Origin of the sequence: Pseudomonas sp. BIGb0176, assembly GCF_024810175.1 — a bacterium.
In the GTDB taxonomy this organism is placed as follows: Bacteria; Pseudomonadota; Gammaproteobacteria; order Pseudomonadales; family Pseudomonadaceae; genus Aquipseudomonas; species Aquipseudomonas protegens.
Genome location: NZ_JANUEC010000002.1, coordinates 1158357 through 1175658, shown reverse-complemented (window position 1 = coordinate 1175658; position 17302 = coordinate 1158357). Strand labels below are relative to the sequence as shown.

The following is a 17302-nucleotide window of genomic DNA, read 5'->3' as shown; positions in this document are numbered from 1 at the left end:
TCTTTGTTCTTATGCTGGGTATTCGCCACGCTGATCGTCCTCTGGGACCCTGGGCCAGACAGGCCGGCTGACCATCTCGGGCAGGATTGTTTTCCCCCGGGGGGCGGGGCTGCAGGGTGCGGAAAACTGACCCGCGGGTTTACAATCGCCGCCACCAGATCAGGAGTAACGCCGTGCTGACTCATCTCGATTCCCAGGGGCGCGCCAATATGGTCGACGTCACCGACAAGGCCGTGACCTTTCGCGAGGCGGTGGCCGAAGCGCGGGTGCGCATGCTCCCGCAAACCCTGCAGATGATCGTCAGCGGCGGTCACCCCAAGGGCGATGTATTCGCCGTGGCGCGCATCGCCGGGATCCAGGCGGCAAAGAAAACCAGTGACCTGATCCCCCTGTGCCATCCGTTGATGCTTACCAGTGTCAAGGTCGAGCTCAGTGCCGAAGGCGAGGACTGCGTGCACATCGTTGCGCGTTGCAAGCTATCGGGGCAGACCGGGGTGGAAATGGAGGCGCTGACCGCCGCCAGCGTCGCCGCGCTGACCATCTATGACATGTGCAAGGCGGTGGACCGGGGCATGACCATCGACAGTGTTCGGGTGCTGGAGAAGCTCGGCGGCAAGAGCGGCCATTACCAGGCGGATCAGGCATGAAGATCTCGGTGAAGTTTTTCGCTCGCTACCGCGAGGCCCTGGGCATTGACGGGCTGGAGATCGAAGGCGTGTTCCAGCAGGTCGAGGATGTGCGCCAGGCGTTGCTGTCCCGGGACGGGGCCGAGGTATTGGCCGAGCAGAACCTGATGTGCGCCCGCAATGAAGAGCTGTGCCAGCTGGACGAACCCCTGGAAGACGGCGACGAAGTGGCGTTTTTCCCCACGGTGACCGGAGGTTGAGATGGCGATTCGAGTGCAGTCAGCAGCGTTCGATCCCGGGGCTGAAGTCAACGCCATGCACGCCGCGGATACCGGGGTGGGTGCGGTGGTCAGTTTTGTCGGCTACGTGCGCGATTTCAATGATGGGCAGGATGTCCACGGCATGTTTCTTGAACACTACCCGGGCATGACCGAAAAGGCCCTGGGCAAGATCGCCGCCGAAGCCGAGCAGCGCTGGCCGCTGTTGCAACTGGAAGTCCTGCACCGCATCGGCGCCCTGGAGCCGGGCGAGCCCATTGTGTTTGTCGGCGCGGCCAGTGCCCATCGCCAGGCTGCGTTCGATGCCTGTGTCTTTGTCATGGATTACCTGAAGACCCGGGCGCCGTTCTGGAAAAAGGAAAACACCGCCGACGGCCCGCGCTGGGTGGAAGGCCGCGACAGTGATCACGCGGCGGCCGCGCGCTGGAAAGACTGATCCCCTGATACTTGCCGGCGGCGCCTGAGCCCGCCGCAATCCAACCTGCAATCGACTGCGACTGTTCCCGCCGACCGCTGGGGATAAGTCGTTGCGCGCGTCGTTGACGATATGTACGTAAAAGTCCAGTATGGATTAACAAGTACAAATAAAGCGTCGCCTGTTTCTCCTCTTCCTTCTGTCTTGCCAAACCAACAACAACCCGCGAGAGAACGAACATGAAAAAACTCCCCCTGATCAGTGGCCTGGCCTTGAGCCTGTTGGCGTGCAGCAGCCTGTTCGCGGCCGAAAAGACCCTGCGCCTGGGCATCGAGGCGGCGTACCCGCCATTTGCCTTCAAGACCGCCGAGGGCAAGATCGGTGGTTTCGACTACGACATCGGCAATGCCCTGTGCGCGCAGATGCAGGTCAAGTGCGAGTGGATCGAGGGCGAGTTCGACGGCCTGATTCCTTCGCTGAAGGTGAAGAAGATCGACGCTGCGCTGTCCTCCATGACCATTACCGCCGAGCGCCGCAAATCCGTGGATTTCACCCACAAGTACTACTTCACGTCGTCGCGCCTGGTGATGAAGAAGGGCGCCGAGGTGGACGACCAGTACGCCAGCCTCAAGGGCAAGACCGTGGGCGTGCAGCGCTCCACCACCACCGACCGCTATGCCACGGAGGTGTTCGAGCCCAAGGGCATCAAGGTGGTGCGCTACAGCAACAACGAAGAGATCTACATGGACCTGGCGGCCGGGCGCCTGGACGCGATCTTTGCCGACAGCATTCCGCTGGCCGACTTTCTGTCGATGCCCCGGGGGGCCGACTACGCCTTTGTCGGGCCTGAGCTCAAAGATCCGAAGTACGTCGGCGAGGGCGCCGGGATTGCCGTGCGCAAGGGCAACAGTGAACTGGTGGGCGAGTTGAACAGGGCCATCGATGATATTCGGGCCAATGGTGAATATCAGAAGATCCAGGCCAAGTACTTCAAGTCGGATATCTATGGGGATTGAGACATTGTGGCGTTCTTGAGGACGCCTTCGCGAGCGAGCTCGCTCCTACAGGTGTTGTGCAATTCCGCGTAGGAGCGAGCTTGCTCGTGAACCTTTATTGTCCCTTCAATTCCTTCAGGTGCTTGTACACCGTCGCCCGGCCCATGTTCAGCACGTTGGCCACGTAGTTGGAGGCGCTCTTGCCCTTGAAGGCGCCCTCGGCGTGCAGCGCCAGCACCAGTTCGCGCTTGTGATCGCGGGTCAGCAGGTTCAGCCCCAGCTGGCGCTCGCGCAGCCAGTTGTGCAGGAAGGTGTTGATCCGCTCCTGCCAGTCATCGCGAAACAGCGAGTCGGGCTGGGGAATCAGTTTGCTCGGCGACAGAAACAGGTCCAGCGCCGCCTTGGCGTTTTCGAACAGCGAGATGTTCAGGTTGATGCACAGCACCGCCTGGGGCTGGCCTTGGCTGTCGCGCAGCACGCTGCTGAGGCTGCGGATCTTCTGTCCGTCCCAGTTGAGTTTTTCATAGGGGCCGATGTTGCGTTCGTCGCGGTCGCCGCTGAGCAGGTCTTCCAGGGCTGCGTCGTCGCCCACTTCGCGTTTGGACAGGTTGTTGGCGATGTAGTCGATCTTCTGTGTACGCAGGTCGTGGAGCACCACCTCGGCATGGGGGAAGAACAGGGTGGCAATGGCATCGGCAATCGCCCGGAAATTGTCCAGGGCAGGGTCCTTTGCAGGTGAGGTCATGGTCGTACTCCAGGCAGCTTCAGCGCCCGCCGGCAGCGGGCGCTGGGAGTGTGCCGCAATCGTTGGGGGCGCCTCAACCGGTGGTTCGGTCGAGGCGGGCCGGGGAGAGCATGGCAGGCGTGAGGCCGAAGCGGGTCAGGTGTTCCGGCAAGGGGGCACCTCGCACCAGGGCGGCGCTGGCCTGGCCCATGGCCGGCGAGGTCTGGATACCGTAGCCGCCCTGGCCTGCAACCCAGAACAGCCCCGGAACCTGCAGGTCGAAACCGGCCAGCAGATCGCCGTCGCTGACAAAGCTGCGCAGCCCGGCCCAGGTCCGGGTCGGACGACGGATGCTCAGGGTGGTGGCTTCTTCGATCTGGTGGATACCCAGGGCAATGTCCAGTTCTTCGGGTTGCACATCGTGGGGTTCAACCGGATCGGCATTGGCCGGTGAGCCGAGGAACATGCCGGCGTCGGGCTTCATGTAGAAGGATTCATCCAGGCTCACCAGCATTGGCCAGTGGTGAAAGTCCAGGCCTTCGGCGGCGGCGAAGATGAAAGCCGCGCGGCGCTTGGGCTGCAGGCCCAGGGCGCGGGCTCCGGCCATTGTGCCGATGTGGTCGGCCCAGGCCCCGGCGGCATTGATCAACACCGGCGCACTGAACGCCTGAGCGGCCGTTCGCACCTGCCACTGCCCTTGGCTGTCGCGCTCGATCCCCAGCACTTCATGGTCGGTGCAGACCTGGCCCTGGTTGCGGCGGATGCCCCGCAGGTAGCCCTGGTGCAGGGCGTCGGTGTCGATATCGCTGGCGCTGGGGTCGTAGAGCGCGCCATGGACCTTTTCCCGGCGCAGGATCGGCAGGCGCGCGCAGGCTTCGTCGGCGCTCAGCAGTTGCATCTCCGGCACCGTGGCCCTGGCGCTCAGGTACTGGTTGTTCAGCTCGGCCGGATCACCGTTGAAGTCCACGGTCATTTCACCCCGCGGGGTCAGCAGCGGGTGCTCGCAGAAACCCTGCGGCGGGTGGTCGAAGAAAGCCCGGCTGGCCAGGGTCAGGGCGCGCACCTGGGCGGTGCCGTAGGCGGCTGTATAGAGCGCCGCGGAGCGGCCGGTGGAGTGATAGGCGGGATGGGATTCACGTTCCAGCACAACCACCCGGCCATGGGGCGACAGCCAGTAGCCGGTGGACGCTCCGGCGATACCGCCGCCAATGATGATGAAATCTGCCTGGATCATTCGAAGCTCCGCAATAGGGGCGAGCAGCAGTGGTTACTGCGGGCGCCGCAGGTGGTACAGGGCATTGGCCAGGGCGATGTCTTCCAGGCCCAGGCCGATGGAACGGAAGAACACCGGGCGTTCGGCATCCGGGAGCGGGGCCTGTTCGCTGAGCAGCTCCGGCAGGTCGCCGAGAATCGCCGCACTGTCCCAGCCGTGCTGTTCTTCGGCGATCAGCATTTCACCGGCGCAGCCCGGTGTGGTGCGCCGGTAGTCGCAGTAGACCTGCATCTGTGCCAGGGCCGCGGGCGGCACTTCGTGGGCCCGTGGCGCATTGGTGCTGATGGAGGTGATCAGCGCCGGCTTGCCGAGGCTGCTCGGATCCAGCACGGGGCCGGCGGACGAGGTGCAGAGCATGATCACATCGGCGCCCTCGGTGGCGTCCTCAAGCCGGGCCACCAGTTGCAGGCGCGGGTCGAGGGCTTGCAGGCGGGCAAGCTCCGCGGCGGGCTTGTTCGCCAGGCTCGGGGAGTAGAGGCGGATGCTCTGCCAGGGGCGCAGGTCCTGCACATAGCGCAAGTGCGCCTGGGCCACCGCGCCGCTACCGATGATCGCCAGGTGCCGGGTTGTGGGGGGCGCCAGGGCGTCGACCGCGACCGCTGTGGTGGCCGCGGTACGGGCGGTGGTCAGTTCGGCGGCGTCGCACAGCAGCAACGGCTGGCCGCTGTCCATGGACATCAGCAACGTCCAGGCGGTAACCAGCGCACCTTCGGTACGGACGATGTAGGGCGAGGTCTTGACCCCGTACACCCGGTCTTCGGCCAGCACCCCCAGGTAATTGATGAAGTCGCCGGCCCCCTGGGGAAACTCCACCAGTTGCTGCGCCGGTTGCACGGCGAGCCCGGCAGCCAGGTCGCGGAACAGTTTGCGCAGGATCTGCGGCACGTCGATGCGTTCGAGCAATTGACGGGCCTCGGGGCGGGCAATCACGTAAGGCGTGCTGGACATGCAAGGGCTTCCTGGATTTAAACTAATTTGTCTATTATGGACTTTTAGTTTTGATGGGCAATATCCAGGCGAAAAAAAACGCAGCCTGTGGTCGGGCTGCGTTTCTCCAGGTTGCCGGGGCGCCGCGGGAGCGCCGGCCGTCAGGCTTGCGGGCGCTTGCGCTCCACCGGGCGCAGCAGTTCGGCGGGCGGCATCTCGCAGCTGATCTTGCGGCCCAGCAGGGCTTCGATCGATGGCAGCTGGTAGGAGTCGTCTTCGCCGGCGAAGCTGATGGATACGCCGTCGGCACCGGCGCGACCGGTCCGGCCGATGCGGTGCACGTAGTCGTCCGGCACTTCCGGCAGGGTGAAGTTGATCACGTGGCTGATGCCGTCGATGTGGATGCCGCGGCCGGCCACGTCGGTGGCCACCAGGACCCGGATCTTGCCTTCGCGGAAGCCTTCCAGGGTCTTGATCCGCTTGTGCTGCGGCACGTCGCCGGACAGCTGGGCGGCGTTCACCCCATCGCGTACCAGGCGTTCCTCGATGCGTCGCACTTCATCCTTGCGGTTGGCGAAGACCATCACCCGTTCCCAGCCGTTGTCGGTGACCAGGTTGTACAGCAGCTTGTACTTGTCGGCGCCGGCCACGGCATAGATGTGCTGTTCGACGTTGGCGTTGGCGACGTTCTCGGCTTCGATCTCGACGATGGCCGGGTCGGTGGTCCATTGCTTGGCCAGGTTCATCACGTCTTCGGTGAAGGTGGCGGAGAACAGCAGGGTCTGGCGCTCGCTCTTGGGGGGTGTCTGGCGAATGATCTGCCGTACCTGCGGGATGAAGCCCATGTCGAGCATGCGGTCGGCTTCGTCCAGCACCATGACTTCGACCATGTCCAGGTGCACGTCGCCGCGCTGGTTGAAGTCCAGCAGGCGGCCCGGGGTGGCGACCAGGATGTCGCAGTGGCGCGCTTCCAGGTGCTTGAGCTGCTTGTCGAAATCCATGCCGCCAACGAAGGTCATGACGTTGAGGCCGGTGTACTTGGTCAGCGCCGCGGCGTCCTTGGCGATCTGTACCACCAGCTCCCGGGTCGGAGCGATGATCAGCGCCCGTGGTTCGCCCATGTAGCGCTCCTTGGGCGGCGGGGTCTGCAGCAGCTGGGTGATGATCGACACCAGGAATGCGGCGGTCTTGCCGGTACCGGTCTGGGCCCGGCCGATGGCGTCCTTGCCCGCCAGGGTATAGCCCAGCACCTGGGCCTGGATTGGCGTGCAATAGGGAAAGCCCAGGTCCTGGATGGCGTGCATCAGTTCCGGAGCGAGCTTGAAGTCGTGGAAGCGGGTCTTGCCTTCCTGGGGTTCGACCACGAAGTCTTCGAGTTTCCAGGTGCTGACCGGCGGTTTCGGCGCGCGCGGGCGACGCGGCTGCTCAGCTTTGGGTTGCTCGGCCTTGGGCTTCTCTTGGCGTGGGGCTTTGGGAGCGGAAGGGGTGGCCGGTGTGTTCACCGGTTCTTTTTTAGCTGCGGTAGCGGGTGCGCTCCGTTCCGGCTGACGGCCGTCATGACGGCTGCTGGAACTGGGGGAGGGGGCACTGGGGCTTGGCGCGAGCGGCTCAGCCTCGCTTTTACCGAAGATTTTCTTGAGTGCTTTGAGCACGGTCATCTCATCAATTGGTTAAGGAATGTACGCCGGCCAGTGTAATGCAAGAAGCGGGCGCGGCGTAGTCTGTTGCTCGCCGGGGGCACGGCGCGCGGATTTTCTAGCGCAAGCGCTCGCTCAGCCAGGTGCCGATGTCGCGGATTTCCTCTGGTAACACCTCGTGTTCCATTGGGTATTCCTGCCATGTCACGGTGACACCATGCTGCTTCAGGTACTCATAAGCGGTACGGCCCATGGCGTTCTGTACCACTTCGTCGTACTGGCCGTGCAGGCAAAGCACCGGAATCCGCTGTTGGCTGGCCGATAGTTGCAGTTCATCGCTGAAGGTCGGGGCATAGGTGGACAGGGCAAGTACGCCACCCAATGGACCCTGCCATTTGAGGAAGGCGGTGTGCAGTACAACGGCGCCACCCTGGGAGAAACCGGCGAGGAAAATTCGCGATGCGTCTATTCCGCTGGTGCGTTGTTCTTCGATCAGTCTGATGACCTCGTCAGACGATTCCTCGAGCTGTTCACGGCTGATGGCGCGGGCCGGGTTCATGGCCAGAATGTCGTACCAGCTGGGCATGGCATATCCGCCATTGATGGTCACTGCCCGGGTCGGCGCCTGGGGCAATACGAAGCGCGTGCTCAGCAGGGTTTCCTGCAGCATCTCGGCTACCGGCAGGAAGTCGTAACGGTCCGCTCCCAGGCCGTGAAGCCAGATCACACAGGCATCTGCGGGCTTGCTGGGCTGAAGAATCAAGGGCTCGGTCATGGCTGCTCCATTTGTGTGCGTGCGCGCTGATTGAGTGCGTGAGTGAAGGGCGCGCCCGGTTGATCGGTGAAGAAGATGTCGCACGGTTGAACGTTTTACTGTTGACCACTGGCTGAAACGCTTTAGCCGGGACTGTGGTACGGGCTTTGCTATGGCTCAGAAAGAGGAGTCCAGGTGAAAGCCCTGTCCGCCGGCGGTAACACTAACAGGCTACCGCAGGCGATGGGATAGCCAGCCTCCTCTGATGAAGGTTCGCCACTGGCCGCTACGGGCTTTGCGAACTGCGAAGGGCTACAGCCCGTTCGGCCGATTGGTGAGATGTAGGCCCCCTATTACGTGGATTTCTCCTACTAGACTCATAGCTAAGGTCTTACGCCGCTTGACCCCATAAAAAAGCCGACACGGGTCAACAGCGCCTCATGAGGGTGCGGCAGGACTCAAGCTCCGACACAACAAGAGCAAAATTGGAGGTTTGAATGAAGATGTTGAAATCCACCCTGGCTGCCGTCACGGCAGCAACGGTGCTGGGTATGAGCGGTTTCGCACAGGCGGGTGCAACCCTCGATGCAGTACAGAAGAAAGGATTCGTGCAATGCGGCGTCAGTGACGGTTTGCCGGGCTTCTCGGTACCGGATGCCACCGGCAAGATCCTCGGCATCGATGCCGACGTCTGCCGCGCGGTGGCGGCTGCGGTGTTCGGCGATGCGACCAAGGTCAAGTTCAGCCAGTTGAACGCCAAGGAGCGCTTCACTGCGCTGCAGTCCGGCGAGATCGACGTGCTGTCGCGCAACACCACCTGGACCAGTTCCCGCGATGCGGGCATGGGCCTGGTGTTCGCCGGCGTCACCTATTACGACGGCATCGGTTTCCTGGTGAACAAAAAGCTGGGCGTAAAAAGTGCCAAAGAGCTGGACGGTGCGACTATCTGTATTCAAGCCGGTACTACTACCGAACTGAACGTGTCGGACTACTTCCGCGGCAATGGTCTGAAATACACCCCGATCACTTTCGATACCTCTGACGAAAGCGCCAAGTCCCTGGAGTCCGGGCGTTGCGACGTACTGACCTCCGACAAATCCCAGCTCTACGCACAGCGCAGCAAGCTGGCAACCCCTACCGACTATGTCGTTCTGCCGGAAACCATCTCCAAGGAGCCCCTGGGCCCGGTGGTGCGCAAGGGCGACGAAGAGTGGTTCAGCATCGTCAAGTGGACCCTGTTCGCCATGCTCAACGCCGAAGAGGCGGGCGTCACCTCGAAGAACGTCGAGGCTGAAGCCAAATCCACCAAGAACCCTGATGTTGCACGTCTGCTGGGCGCGGACGGTGAATACGGCAAAGACCTGAAACTGCCGAAGGACTGGGTGGTGCAGATCGTCAAGCAAGTAGGTAACTACGGTGAAGTGTTCGAGAAAAACCTCGGCAAGAGCACGCCACTGGCCATCGACCGCGGCCTGAACGCGCTGTGGAACAACGGCGGCATCCAATACGCACCACCTGTGCGCTGATGGTTCTATCACCCGGCGGGCCAACCGCCGGGTGATGTTCTGTTCCATTATTTCTGGGGCACTTCATGCAAAATACAATCGGCGCACCCAAGCAGAGGCTCAGCCTCAGCGATCCCCGTGTGCGCGCCTGGCTGTTCCAGATCATCACCCTGGTGGCGGTGGTTTCGCTGGGCTGGTTTCTGTTCGACAACACGCAAACCAACCTCCAGCACCGAGGGATCACCTCGGGTTTCGACTTTCTCGAGCGCAGCGCCGGGTTCGGCATCGCGCAACACCTGATTGCCTACACCGAAGCGGACAGTTATGCCCGGGTGTTCGTCATCGGCCTGCTCAACACCCTGCTGGTGACCTTTATCGGGGTGATCCTCGCGACCCTGCTGGGGTTCATCATCGGTGTGGCGCGGCTATCGCCGAACTGGATCATCAGCAAGCTGGCGACGGTGTATGTGGAAGTGTTCCGCAACATTCCGCCGCTGCTGCAGATCCTGTTCTGGTACTTCGCGGTATTCCTGACCATGCCGGGGCCGCGCAACAGCCACAACTTTGGCGATATGTTCTTTGTCAGCAGCCGCGGCCTGAACATGCCGGCGGCGCAGATGGCCCCCGGTTTCTGGGCGTTTGTCGCAAGCCTGGTCCTGGCCATCGGCGCCATCGCGCTGATGTGCCGCTGGGCCAACCGGCGCTTTGAGGCCACCGGCGTGCCTTTTCACAAGTTCTGGAGCGGCCTGGGCCTGCTGTTGGTGATTCCCGCGTTGTGCACGCTGATCTTCGGCTCGCCGGTGCACTGGGAGATGCCGAAGCTGGCGGGGTTCAATTTCGTCGGCGGCTGGGTACTGATTCCCGAGCTGCTGGCCCTGACCCTGGCCCTGACTGTCTACACCGCGGCGTTCATCGCCGAGATCGTGCGGTCCGGGATCAAGTCGGTGAGCCACGGCCAGACCGAGGCGGCCCGCTCCCTGGGGCTGCGCAACGGCCCGACCCTGCGCAAGGTGATCATTCCCCAGGCCCTGCGGGTGATCATTCCGCCGCTGACCAGCCAATACCTGAACCTGGCGAAGAACTCTTCCCTGGCCGCGGGTATCGGCTACCCGGAAATGGTTTCGCTGTTCGCCGGCACGGTGCTCAACCAGACCGGCCAGGCCATTGAAGTCATTGCCATCACCATGAGCGTATACCTGGCGATCAGCATCAGCATTTCCCTGCTGATGAACTGGTACAACAAGCGCATTGCGCTGATCGAGCGGTGAGGAAGCGCCCATGACGACTCATACCTTCAAGCCCGATATGCCGCCGCCCAGCCGCAGTATCGGCGTGCTGGCGTGGATGCGCGCCAACATGTTCTCCAACTGGCTCAATACCCTGTTGACCCTGTTTGCCTTCTACCTGATCTACCTGGTGGTGCCGCCGCTGCTGCATTGGGCGATTCTCGACGCCAACTGGGTCGGTACCTCTCGCGCCGACTGCACCAGGGGCGGCGCCTGCTGGGTGTTCATCCAGCAGCGCTTCGGCCAGTTCATGTACGGCTACTACCCGGTGGAACTGCGCTGGCGAGTGGACCTGAGCGTGTGGCTGGCGGTGATCGGTGCCGCACCGTTGTTCATCTCGCGCTTCCCGCGCAAGGCGATCTACGGGCTGTGCTTCCTGGTGGGTTACCCGATCATTGCCTACAGCCTGTTGCACGGCGGTTACCTGGGCCTGAGCACGGTGGCCACCAGCCAGTGGGGTGGCCTGATGCTGACCCTGGTGATTGCCACCGTGGGCATCGCCGGGGCACTGCCGCTGGGAATCCTGCTGGCATTGGGAAGGCGCTCCAACCTGCCGGCGATCCGCGTGGTCTGCGTGACCTTCATCGAGTTCTGGCGCGGCGTGCCGCTGATCACCGTGCTGTTCATGTCCTCGGTGATGCTGCCGCTGTTCCTGCCCGAAGGCATGAACTTCGACAAGCTGTTGCGTGCGCTGATCGGGGTGATCCTGTTCCAGTCGGCCTATGTGGCCGAGGTGGTGCGGGGCGGCTTGCAGGCCATTCCCAAGGGCCAGTACGAAGCGGCTGCGGCCATGGGCCTGGGCTACTGGCGCGCCATGGGCCTGGTGATTCTGCCCCAGGCCCTGAAGCTGGTGATTCCCGGCATCGTCAACACCTTCATCGCCCTGTTCAAGGACACCAGCCTGGTGATCATCATCGGCCTGTTCGACCTGCTCAACAGCGTCAAGCAAGCCGCCGCCGACCCCAAATGGCTGGGCATGGCCACCGAAGGCTATGTCTTCGCGGCCCTGGTGTTCTGGATTTTCTGTTTTGGTATGTCCCGCTACTCCATGCACCTGGAGCGTAAGTTGGACACAGGCCACAAGCGTTAGGAGTATCTCCATGAGTCAAGCGAGCAAAAAGCCTGTGGGCCCTGAAGGCATTATTCAGATGCAGGGTGTGAACAAGTGGTACGGCCAGTTCCACGTGTTGAAGGACATCAACCTCAACGTCCGCCAAGGCGAGCGCATTGTCCTGTGCGGGCCTTCGGGGTCGGGCAAATCCACCACCATCCGCTGCCTCAACCGCCTGGAAGAACACCAGCAGGGGCGCATCGTGGTGGACGGCGTGGAGCTGACCAACGACCTCAAGCAGATCGAGGCCATTCGCCGGGAAGTGGGCATGGTGTTCCAGCACTTCAACCTGTTCCCGCACCTGACCATTTTGCAGAACTGCACGTTGGCGCCGATGTGGGTACGCAAGATGCCCAAGCGCAAGGCCGAGGAAATCGCCATGCATTACCTGGAGCGAGTGCGCATTCCGGAGCAGGCCAACAAGTACCCTGGCCAGCTCTCCGGTGGCCAGCAGCAACGGGTGGCGATTGCCCGGGCGTTGTGCATGAAGCCCAAGATCATGCTCTTTGACGAGCCCACCTCGGCCCTCGACCCGGAGATGGTCAAGGAGGTGCTGGACACCATGATCGGCCTGGCCGAAGACGGCATGACCATGCTCTGCGTGACCCACGAAATGGGCTTTGCCCGCACCGTGGCCAACCGGGTGATCTTCATGGACAAGGGCGAGATCGTCGAGCAGGCGGCGCCCAACGATTTCTTCGACAACCCGCAGAACGACCGTACCAAGCTGTTCCTGAGCCAGATCCTGCATTGATGCTGCAGCGGGGCCTGCGCTGACGATAAACCCGGACTAGCTCCGGGTTTATTTTTGCCCGGCGTTCAACGGCCGGCAGCGCCGAGCTGTGGTTCGGGTTGGTCGCTCAAGGCTGAGGGCGCCAGTTGCGGTTCGCTGAGCTCCAGTACGTCCTTCATCAACTGCGGGTGGCGATCCAGCAGGCGCATCAGCATGTACAGCGGCTGGGGCGCGCCGACTTCGCCGCGCTCGTAACGGGAAAAGGCATTGTGCCCGCCACCCGACAGCAGCCTGACCGCTTCTTTCTGGGAAAGGTGCAGCTTGCGGCGGATGCGCTTCATGTCGGCGGCGACGCTCTGCCGGTACTCCTCCAGCAATTGGTCGCCCGCGGCGGCGTAACGTTCTGCGCTCGGTGCGTCGAATTCGATTTCACCGCATTCCTGGCATTCCCAACCCGCCAGGCCATGGAGGTGACGCTGCAGGTGCCGGTAGTCGATGAGCTCGCTGCGCTGCTCGAACGCCAGCATGCCGGTGGGAGCGCCGCAGCTGTAGCACTGTTGTCGTTTCATGCTTGTGCCTCCTTGAAGGAGATCACTGGAGGCCCTATGCCGGGGCGCTGGGTGATCTTGATGTAGAGCGTCCGGTTATCGATGCCGGTGTAATACACGTCCTGCCACACCCGGTGATCGTGATAGGTGGTCATCGATTTGTAGAACATGCTGCCCTGGAGTCCGGCTATCACTCGTTGCATGGCCGCCAAGGATAATCCGAGTTCCTTGCCGCAGAGCAACGCGCTTCGAGTGAAGGCTTGTGCCCCTTGCCGAACGACCTGTGCCTTGATCAGCGACAGGTCGTAATGAGGTGTTTTCTTTTCCATGAGACACCCTTGAGGCTGACTCGAAATTACCCTTATAGGGTTTTTTGTCAAGGCCTGGCTGAAATGGCGAAAGTGCCTGCTCCAGCCTAAAACGTTGAACTCTGGGAAAGGTCTGAATACCATGCCAGGCAATTCGTCCGATGATTGGATGAAAGAGTGAGTTCAATGAGCGAAATATCCCCCCTGATCAAACGTTCCCTGGTCGACCAGGCCCTGGAGCAACTGCGCCTGCGCATCACCAATGGCGCCTGGGTCGTGGGCCAGCGCCTGCCCACCGAACCGGAACTGGCCAGTGAGCTGGGCATCAGCCGCAACACGGTGCGCGAGGCCCTGCGGGTACTGGCGTTTTCCGGGCTGATCGAGATCCGCCAGGGTGACGGCAGTTACCTGCGGGCGGTGGCCGATCCCTTGGACATGCTCCAGGCACTGTCCCAGTGCTCCCTGGAGCAGGCCCGGGAAACCCGCCACATTCTGGAAGTTGAGGCCGTCGGCCTGGCCGCCCTGCGCCGCACCGACGAGGACCTGCACGCCCTGAGCGATGCGCTGGCCGTCAGCGGCGGGCACTTTCATGGCGACCTGGAAAGCTACATCGCCTGCGACCTGGTGTTTCACCAGCGCCTGGTGGACGCCGCCCACAACCCGACCCTCAGCCAGCTGTATCGCTATTTCTCCAGCGTGGTCGGCGTCCAGTTGCGCCAGACCCTGACCGTGACCCCCAGGCGTCAGGAAGTCTTCGATCGGCACCAGCACCTGCTGGATGCCATCGAGCAACGCGACCCCGAACGAGCCAAGAACATTTCCCGCCAGCTGATCAACGAATCCTGAGTCCGAGACCTCCATGTCCAATCAAACGGTACCTGCGAAAACCCCGTCCTCGCCTCGGTGTTCCGCCGAGCTCGAAGAGCTGCTGATCGACGCCGAGGCTGATGATGAGGAGGTGCAGCAGGCTCCACCGCCTCTGCAGCGCCCCTGGCTGTTGCTGCTGGGGCTGATCCTGGTGGCGCTGAACCTGCGTCCGGCGCTGTCGAGCATGGCGCCACTGCTCAGTGATGTGTCGCAGCACCTGGGGCTCTCGGCCGCCAAGGCCGGGCTGCTGACTACCTTGCCGGTGCTGTGCCTGGGGCTGTTCGCGCCTTTGGCGCCGCTGCTGGCCCGGCGCTTCGGCGCCGAGCGGGTGGTGCTGGGCATCCTCATGACCCTGGCCCTGGGCATTGTGCTGCGCAGTTCCTTCGGTGAGGTCGGAGTGTTTGCCGGGAGCATCCTGGCCGGCGCCAGCATCGGCGTGATCGGGGTGCTGCTGCCGGGTATCGTCAAGCGTGACTTCGCCCGGCACGCGGGCACCATGACCGGGGTCTACACCATGGCCCTGTGCCTGGGCGCGGCGATGGCGGCGGGGGCCACGGTGCCTCTGAGCCAGCATTTCGGGGGCAGTTGGGCCATGGGGCTGGGCTTCTGGGTGGTGCCGGCGCTGGTGGCGGCCCTGTTCTGGTTGCCTCAGGTGGGGCACAAGCACGGTGCTCACCATGTGGCCTTTCGCGTGCGCGGCCTGTTGCGGGACCGCCTGGCCTGGCAGGTAACCCTGTACATGGGCCTGCAATCCTCCCTGGCATACATCGTGTTTGGCTGGTTGCCGTCGATCCTGATCGGCCGTGGGCTGACCCCGACCCAGGCCGGGCTGGTGCTGTCCGGTTCGGTGATCGTGCAATTGGCCAGTTCTCTGGCGGCGCCCTGGCTGGCGACCCGGGGCAAGGACCAGCGCCTGGCCATCGTGATTGTCATGCTGATGACCCTGGGCGGCCTGTTCGGTTGCCTGTACGCGCCCATCGAGGGCCTGTGGGGCTGGGCGGTCCTGCTGGGCCTGGGGCAGGGTGGCACCTTCAGCCTGGCCCTGACCCTGATCGTGCTGCGCTCCCGGGACCCCCATGTGGCGGCCAACCTGTCGAGCATGGCCCAGGGCATCGGCTACACCCTGGCTTCCATGGGGCCGTTTGCGGTGGGCCTGGTGCACGACTGGACCGGGGGCTGGAACGCTGTGGGCTGGATTTTCGCGGTGTTGGGCTGCGGTGCGATCATTGCCGGGCTGGGCGCCGGTCGTTCGCTGCATGTGCAGGTGCAGAGCGAGAGAATCTGACGGGCCTTGCTTGCACTATTTGCCCGGTAAATGCCGATAGTGTTCGCCGGGGTTGCGGATTATTGTGCTGCATCCCCCTTGCCCTTTCGGAGTCCGTTCATGAGTGATGCCCATCGCGCCCTGATCACCGAGTTCTATCAGGCTTTCCAGCGCCTGGATGCCGAGGCCATGAGCGCCTGCTACACCGAGGATGTGCTGTTCAGTGACCCGGCGTTCGGCGAGTTGCGCGGGCGTGATGCCGGCGATATGTGGCGCATGCTCACCTCCCGTGCCAAGGACTTTTCCCTGACTTTCGATCAGGTGCGTGCCGACTCGAATTCCGGCGGCGCGCACTGGGTTGCCACCTACCTGTTCAGCCAGACCGGCAATACGGTGATCAACGATATCCAGGCCCGGTTCGTGTTTCGCGACGGCAAGATCTGCGAGCATCACGATCAGTTCGACATGTGGCGTTGGGCGCGCCAGGCCCTGGGCACCAAGGGCCTGCTGCTGGGCTGGACGCCGCTGCTCAAGAATGCTGTTCGAGCCCAGGCGCGCAAGGGGCTCAAGGCCTTCCAGAGCGGTCGCTGAAAGCCATCCTCTGCTAAGATCGCGGCTTGTTATCCACAGGCCTCGATACCTTTTGTGACCAGCCCTCTTTCATCCTCCAGTGCCGAAACGGCGCAGCCTGCCACTGACGCCAAGCCCTGGTTCGTGTATCTGGTGCGGGCGGCCAACGGTGCCCTGTACTGCGGTATCAGCGACGACCCGGTGAAGCGCTTCGCCAAGCACCAGAGCGGCAAGGGCGCGCGTTTCTTTCTCTCCAGCCCGGCGGTGGCGCTGGTCTATACCGAGGCTTGCCGGGACAAGGGCGAAGCCTTGCGCCAGGAGCGGCTGATCAAGAAGCTCAGGAAGAGTGCCAAGGAATGCCTGGTGGCTTCGGCCACCTCCGCGGCATCAATCTGACTGATAGGTTCTCATCAGCCGGATCTGTAGGCCGTCCACGGATTGCGCGCTAAGCTCAGCGCTCTCCCTCTTCCGGCGGACCCCAGCATGTCAGAGTTGATTCTCCACCATTACCCGACCTCTCCCTTTGCGGAAAAAGCCCGCTTGCTGCTGGGTTTCAAGGGTCTGTCCTGGCGCTCGGTGAAGATTTCCCCGGTGATGCCCAAGCCCGACCTGACCGCCCTGACCGGTGGCTATCGCAAGACCCCGGTGTTGCAGGTCGGCGCGGATATCTATTGCGACACGGCCTTGATCGCGCGCCGCCTGGAGCAGGAAAAATCCTCGCCTGCGCTGTTTCCCGAAGGCCAGGAAATGATCAGTGCGGCCTTCGCCGCCTGGGTCGATTCGGTAGTGTTCCAGCACGCGGTGACCCTGGTATTCCAGCCTGAATCCGCAGCCGTGCGTTTCGGCAAGCTGCCGCCGGAAGCGGTCAAGGCCTTCATGGCCGACCGTGCCGGGCTGTTCAGTGGCGGCAGCGCCAGCCGGCTGCCTCTGGAGGTGGCCAAGCATCAGTGGCCGACCCTCATGGCGCGCCTGGAGCAGCAGTTGCAGCGCGAGCCCGGGGACTTCCTGTTTGGCCAACCGTCGATTGCCGATATTGCCCTGGCTCACCCGCTGTGGTTCCTCAAGGGCACGCCGGTGACCGCGCCGCTGGTGGACGACTACCCGGCGGTTGCTGGCTGGCTGGCGCGGGTCCTGGGTTTCGGGCATGGCTCCTTCACCGAAATGAGCGCCGAAGAGGCCCTCGAGGTCTCGCGCAGTGCCACCCCGGCGGCGCTGCCAGATGAACAGTTCGTCGACCCCAACGGCTTCAAGGCGGGCCAGCAGGTGGTGATTGCCGCGACTGACTACGGTGTCGACCCGGTGGCGGGCGAGTTGCTGTTCGCCGGTACTGAAGAGCTGATCCTGCGCCGTGAAGATCCACGTGCCGGAGTGGTCCACGTGCACTTCCCACGGCTGGGCTTTCGCATCCAGGCCCAGTGATGCATATCTGCAGGAGCTGGCTTGCCTGCGAAGGCGTTCCCAGGTTCGACGAACGAGCGGCC

Annotated in this window: 20 protein-coding genes; 13 read left to right on the top strand and 7 right to left on the bottom strand. The window is 63.1% G+C overall.

The window, feature by feature from the left end; genetic code table 11:
• The first annotated feature begins 173 nt into the window (after window positions 1-173).
• From moaC to M2395_RS16405, 4 genes are all read left to right on the top strand, one after another.
• Complete coding sequence (moaC, locus tag M2395_RS16420; protein WP_011059391.1) at window positions 174-647, top strand: cyclic pyranopterin monophosphate synthase MoaC; 474 nt, start codon at window positions 174-176, stop codon at window positions 645-647.
• A complete protein-coding gene (locus tag M2395_RS16415) occupies window positions 644-886 on the top strand; it encodes a MoaD/ThiS family protein (protein ID WP_011059392.1) in 243 nt (80 codons plus the stop codon). The genes moaC and M2395_RS16415 overlap by 4 nt, the downstream gene beginning before the upstream one ends.
• 1 nt (window position 887) lies before the next feature.
• Complete coding sequence (gene moaE / locus M2395_RS16410) at window positions 888-1340, top strand: molybdopterin synthase catalytic subunit MoaE (protein WP_123430101.1); 453 nt, start codon at window positions 888-890, stop codon at window positions 1338-1340.
• 218 nt (window positions 1341-1558) lie between these two features.
• Window positions 1559-2335, top strand: coding sequence for an ABC transporter substrate-binding protein (locus M2395_RS16405; protein WP_015634249.1), 777 nt, complete (start codon window positions 1559-1561; stop codon window positions 2333-2335).
• Between the two features lie 94 nt (window positions 2336-2429).
• On the opposite strand, the gene M2395_RS16400 is transcribed toward M2395_RS16405, so the two are convergent.
• From M2395_RS16400 to M2395_RS16380, 5 genes are all read right to left on the bottom strand, one after another.
• Window positions 2430-3059, bottom strand: a complete 630-nt coding sequence (locus M2395_RS16400) for a transcriptional regulator (RefSeq protein ID WP_011059395.1) — start codon at window positions 3057-3059, stop codon at window positions 2430-2432.
• A 73-nt stretch (window positions 3060-3132) separates the two neighbouring features.
• The gene (locus M2395_RS16395; RefSeq protein ID WP_019094753.1) at window positions 3133-4272 is read right to left on the bottom strand and encodes an FAD-binding oxidoreductase; all 1140 of its coding nucleotides are present in this window, start codon (window positions 4270-4272) and stop codon (window positions 3133-3135) included.
• A gap of 33 nt (window positions 4273-4305) precedes the next feature.
• On the bottom strand, window positions 4306-5259 hold the full coding sequence (locus M2395_RS16390; RefSeq protein ID WP_077933386.1) for an ornithine cyclodeaminase family protein: 954 nt from the start codon (window positions 5257-5259) through the stop codon (window positions 4306-4308).
• A 140-nt stretch (window positions 5260-5399) separates the two neighbouring features.
• Window positions 5400-6896, bottom strand: a complete 1497-nt coding sequence (rhlB, locus tag M2395_RS16385; protein ID WP_015634252.1) for an ATP-dependent RNA helicase RhlB — start codon at window positions 6894-6896, stop codon at window positions 5400-5402.
• A 97-nt stretch (window positions 6897-6993) separates the two neighbouring features.
• Window positions 6994-7650, bottom strand: a complete 657-nt coding sequence (locus M2395_RS16380) for an alpha/beta hydrolase (protein WP_011059398.1) — start codon at window positions 7648-7650, stop codon at window positions 6994-6996.
• A 476-nt stretch (window positions 7651-8126) separates the two neighbouring features.
• On the opposite strand from M2395_RS16380, the gene M2395_RS16375 reads away from it, so the two are divergent.
• The 4 genes from M2395_RS16375 (at window position 8127) to M2395_RS16360 (ending at window position 12285) form a co-directional block, all read left to right on the top strand.
• Complete coding sequence (locus M2395_RS16375; RefSeq protein ID WP_011059399.1) at window positions 8127-9155, top strand: amino acid ABC transporter substrate-binding protein; 1029 nt, start codon at window positions 8127-8129, stop codon at window positions 9153-9155.
• A gap of 65 nt (window positions 9156-9220) precedes the next feature.
• Window positions 9221-10402 carry an amino acid ABC transporter permease gene (locus M2395_RS16370; protein WP_011059400.1) on the top strand — a complete coding sequence of 394 codons (1182 nt, stop codon included), beginning with the start codon at window positions 9221-9223 and terminating at the stop codon, window positions 10400-10402.
• Between the two features lie 10 nt (window positions 10403-10412).
• Complete coding sequence (locus tag M2395_RS16365; protein ID WP_011059401.1) at window positions 10413-11510, top strand: amino acid ABC transporter permease; 1098 nt, start codon at window positions 10413-10415, stop codon at window positions 11508-11510.
• Between the two features lie 10 nt (window positions 11511-11520).
• On the top strand, window positions 11521-12285 hold the full coding sequence (locus M2395_RS16360) for an amino acid ABC transporter ATP-binding protein (RefSeq protein WP_011059402.1): 765 nt from the start codon (window positions 11521-11523) through the stop codon (window positions 12283-12285).
• 65 nt (window positions 12286-12350) lie between these two features.
• Here the strand turns inward: M2395_RS16360 and M2395_RS16355 are convergent, their stop codons facing one another.
• Together M2395_RS16355 and M2395_RS16350 are read right to left on the bottom strand one after the other, a co-directional pair.
• Window positions 12351-12833, bottom strand: coding sequence for a type II toxin-antitoxin system MqsA family antitoxin (locus M2395_RS16355; protein ID WP_015634254.1), 483 nt, complete (start codon window positions 12831-12833; stop codon window positions 12351-12353).
• A complete protein-coding gene (locus M2395_RS16350; protein WP_011059404.1) occupies window positions 12830-13141 on the bottom strand; it encodes a type II toxin-antitoxin system MqsR family toxin in 312 nt (103 codons plus the stop codon). The genes M2395_RS16355 and M2395_RS16350 overlap by 4 nt, the downstream gene beginning before the upstream one ends.
• Before the next feature lie 165 nt (window positions 13142-13306).
• Between M2395_RS16350 and M2395_RS16345 the strand changes: the two genes are divergently transcribed.
• The 5 genes from M2395_RS16345 to M2395_RS16325 all read left to right on the top strand — a co-directional run bounded on the left by M2395_RS16345 (window position 13307) and on the right by M2395_RS16325 (window position 17240).
• The gene (locus M2395_RS16345) at window positions 13307-13966 is read left to right on the top strand and encodes a FadR/GntR family transcriptional regulator (protein ID WP_015634255.1); all 660 of its coding nucleotides are present in this window, start codon (window positions 13307-13309) and stop codon (window positions 13964-13966) included.
• A gap of 13 nt (window positions 13967-13979) precedes the next feature.
• Window positions 13980-15272, top strand: coding sequence for a CynX/NimT family MFS transporter (locus M2395_RS16340; RefSeq protein WP_015634256.1), 1293 nt, complete (start codon window positions 13980-13982; stop codon window positions 15270-15272).
• Between the two features lie 99 nt (window positions 15273-15371).
• Entirely contained in the window at window positions 15372-15842 is a 471-nt protein-coding gene (locus M2395_RS16335; protein WP_011059407.1) for a nuclear transport factor 2 family protein, read from the top strand.
• Between the two features lie 54 nt (window positions 15843-15896).
• Window positions 15897-16217, top strand: a complete 321-nt coding sequence (locus M2395_RS16330; protein ID WP_123430102.1) for a GIY-YIG nuclease family protein — start codon at window positions 15897-15899, stop codon at window positions 16215-16217.
• An 87-nt stretch (window positions 16218-16304) separates the two neighbouring features.
• The gene (locus M2395_RS16325; protein WP_015634257.1) at window positions 16305-17240 is read left to right on the top strand and encodes a glutathione S-transferase family protein; all 936 of its coding nucleotides are present in this window, start codon (window positions 16305-16307) and stop codon (window positions 17238-17240) included.
• The last annotated feature ends 62 nt before the right edge of the window (window positions 17241-17302 follow it).

Coding starts and splice junctions, on each gene's coding strand:
- M2395_RS16415 (WP_011059392.1), top strand. CDS start 644: ATGAAGATCTCGGTGAAGTTTTTCGCTCGCTACCGCGAGGCCCTGGGC.
- moaE (WP_123430101.1), top strand. CDS start 888: ATGGCGATTCGAGTGCAGTCAGCAGCGTTCGATCCCGGGGCTGAAGTC.
- M2395_RS16405 (WP_015634249.1), top strand. CDS start 1,559: ATGAAAAAACTCCCCCTGATCAGTGGCCTGGCCTTGAGCCTGTTGGCG.
- M2395_RS16400 (WP_011059395.1), bottom strand. CDS start 3,059: ATGACCTCACCTGCAAAGGACCCTGCCCTGGACAATTTCCGGGCGATT.
- M2395_RS16395 (WP_019094753.1), bottom strand. CDS start 4,272: ATGATCCAGGCAGATTTCATCATCATTGGCGGCGGTATCGCCGGAGCG.
- M2395_RS16390 (WP_077933386.1), bottom strand. CDS start 5,259: ATGTCCAGCACGCCTTACGTGATTGCCCGCCCCGAGGCCCGTCAATTG.
- rhlB (WP_015634252.1), bottom strand. CDS start 6,896: ATGACCGTGCTCAAAGCACTCAAGAAAATCTTCGGTAAAAGCGAGGCT.
- M2395_RS16380 (WP_011059398.1), bottom strand. CDS start 7,650: ATGACCGAGCCCTTGATTCTTCAGCCCAGCAAGCCCGCAGATGCCTGT.
- M2395_RS16375 (WP_011059399.1), top strand. CDS start 8,127: ATGAAGATGTTGAAATCCACCCTGGCTGCCGTCACGGCAGCAACGGTG.
- M2395_RS16370 (WP_011059400.1), top strand. CDS start 9,221: ATGCAAAATACAATCGGCGCACCCAAGCAGAGGCTCAGCCTCAGCGAT.
- M2395_RS16365 (WP_011059401.1), top strand. CDS start 10,413: ATGACGACTCATACCTTCAAGCCCGATATGCCGCCGCCCAGCCGCAGT.
- M2395_RS16360 (WP_011059402.1), top strand. CDS start 11,521: ATGAGTCAAGCGAGCAAAAAGCCTGTGGGCCCTGAAGGCATTATTCAG.
- M2395_RS16355 (WP_015634254.1), bottom strand. CDS start 12,833: ATGAAACGACAACAGTGCTACAGCTGCGGCGCTCCCACCGGCATGCTG.
- M2395_RS16350 (WP_011059404.1), bottom strand. CDS start 13,141: ATGGAAAAGAAAACACCTCATTACGACCTGTCGCTGATCAAGGCACAG.
- M2395_RS16345 (WP_015634255.1), top strand. CDS start 13,307: ATGAGCGAAATATCCCCCCTGATCAAACGTTCCCTGGTCGACCAGGCC.
- M2395_RS16340 (WP_015634256.1), top strand. CDS start 13,980: ATGTCCAATCAAACGGTACCTGCGAAAACCCCGTCCTCGCCTCGGTGT.
- M2395_RS16335 (WP_011059407.1), top strand. CDS start 15,372: ATGAGTGATGCCCATCGCGCCCTGATCACCGAGTTCTATCAGGCTTTC.
- M2395_RS16325 (WP_015634257.1), top strand. CDS start 16,305: ATGTCAGAGTTGATTCTCCACCATTACCCGACCTCTCCCTTTGCGGAA.